Origin of the sequence: Protofrankia sp. Cj3 (genome assembly GCF_917627355.1) — a bacterium.
GTDB lineage: Bacteria > Actinomycetota > Actinomycetes > Frankiales > Frankiaceae > Protofrankia.
In genome coordinates this window covers 12,706-16,413 of the sequence record NZ_CAKJTR010000131.1, presented here as the reverse complement: position 1 = coordinate 16,413, position 3,708 = coordinate 12,706, and the positions used below count along the sequence as shown (strand labels likewise).

Sequence of the window (3,708 nt, the reverse complement as noted above, 5' to 3'; positions counted from 1 at the left end):
GTTTTCAGGAAGCGGCGACATTCACGCGGGCGCACGGCTGGGCGCATGCGCGGGCGGCACAGCCGTCAACCCGCCGGCCGGTGTGGATCGAGGATCTCGGCCGGCGGGAGTCGTGGCGGATCAATGCCACGTCATGTGTCTACCAGCGGTGGCGGCTGGCTCCGGTGTCGGACGGCCCGCGCGCCTGTCCGCTGGCGACCGGGCCGGAGGCTGACGACGACGCGGGGCATGCCGGGTAGGTATGGGCGTCTGCCCCTCCTATATCAGGACGGTATACATCATGTGTATATCCGTTGCTCTGCGGATGAAGGGGGCATATGCTTCGTGGTGCCCACGAGGCGGAGCGGGCTCCGTGTGGGTGGTGCAGACGCGGCAGTGAGGCCGGGCGGCCCTCGTCAACGTCCCCGGGTGGGCGGAGGGTCTGAGCTCGGAGCCGACGGAGCGGCCGTCCCCTGTCTGGTACCTCTGTGCCGTCGGAGTGATCCCCGTGCTCTCGCCTGTCCCGTCCCCCGTCGCTCTTGTTTCTCCGGCTGTTCCGGCTGTTGCGGACGTGCCGTCGTCACGGGCGGAGCGTGCCCGGATGCCGCTGGCCCGGCGCGTTGTTGAGGCGGTCGCGGTCGACAACGGCGTGTGTATCCGTCCGCTGGCGATGCGCCGCATCGACACCACGACAGGGGAGACCTCGGTGCATCCGGTGCCCTGCGGCGCGACCCTGGCGAGCAAATGTCCGGCCTGCGCCGAACATGCTCGGCGGTTGCGGATGGCGCAGTGCAAGTCCGGCTGGCACCTGGACAGCGAACCGCTGCCCGACCCGGCACCGGCCACCGAGGAGATGAAGGCGCTGGCCATGCTGCGGGCGGACCTCGAAGCCGCCCGGAGCACCGCCGAGACGGACGGCACGACGGTGGACGTCGGGGAGATCGATGGTCTCATCGACCAGGTGGATGCCGAACTCGCCGCGCTCGGCGTGCGGGGTAAGGCCGCCTCCGACCGGCGGGACCGGCCCCGGCGCACCCGGTCGACGAAACGGCGCCCGGATATCCCGGACCTGCCCCGGCTGCCCGTCGCCACGCGCACGGTGGGCCGGACGTTCACTGCGATGGATGGCACCGTGTGGCGGCCGTCGCTGTTCCTGACCCTTACCTGCGACAGCTACGGGAAGGTCAACGCCGACGGCACCCCGGTCGACCCCGACAGCTACGACTACCGGCGGGCGGCCCGGGACGCGATTCATTTCCCGAAGGTGATCGACCGGTTTTTTCAGAACCTGCGCCGTGCGGTTGGTTGGAACGTGCAGTATTTCGCGGCGCTTGAACCGCAACGCCGACTCGCGCCGCATGTGCATGCCGCGATCCGGGGCACCATTCCCCGTACGGTTATCCGTCAGGTCGCGGCGGCGACCTACCACAACGTGTGGTGGCCCACCTGCGACACCGTGCGATACGGTCCGCAGCATCCGCCTGTGTGGGACGCCGGCCAGGGCGGCTACGTCGATCCGGACACCGGCGGGCTGCTGCCGTCCTGGGACGACGCCATCGACGCGATCGGCCCGGATGACCCTCCGGCGCACGTCGTCCGGTTCGGCCCGCAGATCCGCGCGGACGGCGTCACCGCGAACAACGCCACCGCCGGCAGGCTCATCGGTTACCTGACGAAATATCTGACGAAAGGCCTCGACAGCTGCCACGAGACGACCACCGATGCCCAGCGGGTGCATGCGGAACGGTTCGCCGAGACACTGCGTGTCGAGCCGTGTTCCCCGACCTGCGCGAACTGGCTGGCCTACGGTGTCCAGCCGCGGCACGCCCGCCCCGGCTTGACGCTCGGCCGGTGTATGGGCAAGGCCCACAAGCGGGCCACGCTCGGGTTCGGTGGTCGTCGTGTTCTGGTGTCCCGGCAGTGGTCCGGGAAATCTTTGGCTGATCATAAGGCTGACCGTCGGGCGTTCGTCGCGGCCTTGCTCGATGCCGCTGGCCAGAGGATCGACGCCCGTCGGCACGTCTGGCAGCTCCTGCGACCCGGCGATCCCGGCACGCCCCGCCGTGACCATCTCATCCTGCATGCCATCGCCGAACGTCACATCTGGCGCTCACAACTGCACGCGGCCCAGCAGGCGGCCACCGCATCTGGCAATTCTCCGCCTGGCCATGACCCCAGCCAGCCTCTTGCCGCATAGCCCAGGGAAAGGATAGCTGTGCCCCGATCACGGAACCCTGGTGCATGCGGCGACCTGTCGGCAAGACGGGCACGACAGGAAGAACGGCTGTGGTCGGCGGAGGAGACAGCCGCCTATCTCGGTATTCCTGTGGCCACGCTCTACCAGTGGCGCCACCGCCGGATCGGCCCGCCGTCCTATCGGGTCGGCCGGTGGCTGCGCTACGACCCGGCCGATATCCGCTATTGGCTCGACACCCAGAAAGCGGCATGATATGGCGAGTGTGAAGAAACGACCCGACGGGAAATGGCGTGCCCGTTACCGCGACCCGGCGGGTAAGGAACACGCCCGGCATTTCGACCGCAAGGTCGACGCGGAACGTTGGCTGGCCGGTGTGGAGACGGCCAAGGCCCGCGGGGAGTGGGTCGACCCGGCGCGGGCACGGATCACCGTTGATGAGTGGTCGCAGCGCTGGGCGGGCACGCTCGGGCAGCTTAAGCACACGACCCGCGCCCGGTATGCGGGCCTGCTGCGCCGGCACGTGCTGCCCCGGTGGGGCCGCACGCCGCTGGCCGCGGTCTCTCACGCGGATGTGGCCACCTGGGTTACGGACCTGTCGGCAGAGGGGCTGTCGGCCTCGACTGTCCGGCAGACCTACCGGGTGCTGTCGCTGATGCTTGACCTGGCGGTGAAGGACAACCGGGTTGTCCGTAATCCGGCGAAGGGTGTCCGGCTGCCTCCGGCTCGTATCCCCGACAAGCTGTTCCTTGACCATCGCCAGGTTGAGGCTTTCGCTGCGGCGTGCGGTGAGCGGGACAGTTTGGTGATCTACGCGCTTGCGTACACCGGCCTGCGGTGGGGTGAACTGGCCGCGTTGCGGGTGCGGCGGGTGAACCTGTTGCGGCGCCGGCTCGACGTCGCCGAAGCAGTCACCGAGGTGGAAGGGCATCTCGTCTTCGATACCCCGAAGAGCCATCAGTGCCGTAGCGTGCCCCTTCCGCGTTTCCTGGCTGACGCGCTCGGCCGGCACATCGTCGGTAAGGCACCCGACGACCGTGTCTTCACCGCGCCCGGCGGCGGTGTGCTGCGTAACAACAATGTCTTCGACCGTGCGGCCGTCGCCGCTGGTCTGCCTGGCCTGACTCCCCACGAGTTGAGGCACACGGCGGCCTCGCTCGCGGTCGCGGCGGGCGCCAACGTCAAGGCGGTCCAGCGGATGCTCGGTCATGCCTCGGCGGCGATGACTCTCGATGTGTATGCCGGGCTGTTCGCAGACGATCTTGATGCGCTCGCGGACCGGCTTGACCAGGCTGCGTCCGACTCGCGTGGCTCCACGGAAACCCCTGTGATCCGGGCGGATGGCGTGCGGACTGCTGCGGACCAGGTGCGGACCGGCCGTGATCGAAAGGCTGTCCGGACCCGCCGGACGGGGACGAAAAAACCTGCCTGACCTGCGCTGATGCTGTGTGGGGCGGGTGGGACTCGAACCCACGACCGACGGATTATGAGGCCTCCGGCCGGGCGAAAACCCATGGTCACCTGGTCGTTGGTCC

General features: G+C 68.8%; 3 protein-coding genes and 1 pseudogene. All 4 read left to right on the top strand.

What is annotated here, in order from left to right:
* Positions 1-239: pseudogene (locus MJ783_RS16760) on the top strand (hypothetical protein); the annotation flags it as partial.
* A 248-nt stretch (positions 240-487) separates the two neighbouring features.
* A complete protein-coding gene (locus MJ783_RS16755) occupies positions 488-2,176 on the top strand; it encodes a replication initiator (protein ID WP_370651655.1) in 1,689 nt (562 codons plus the stop codon).
* 54 nt (positions 2,177-2,230) lie between these two features.
* A complete protein-coding gene (locus MJ783_RS16750; protein WP_370651656.1) occupies positions 2,231-2,428 on the top strand; it encodes a helix-turn-helix transcriptional regulator in 198 nt (65 codons plus the stop codon).
* A 1-nt stretch (position 2,429) separates the two neighbouring features.
* Positions 2,430-3,605 (top strand): tyrosine-type recombinase/integrase, encoded by a 1,176-nt coding sequence (locus MJ783_RS16745; protein WP_370651654.1) that lies wholly within the window; start codon positions 2,430-2,432, stop codon positions 3,603-3,605.
* The last annotated feature ends 103 nt before the right edge of the window (positions 3,606-3,708 follow it).

Coding starts and splice junctions, on each gene's coding strand:
- MJ783_RS16745 (WP_370651654.1), top strand. CDS start 2,430: ATGGCGAGTGTGAAGAAACGACCCGACGGGAAATGGCGTGCCCGTTAC.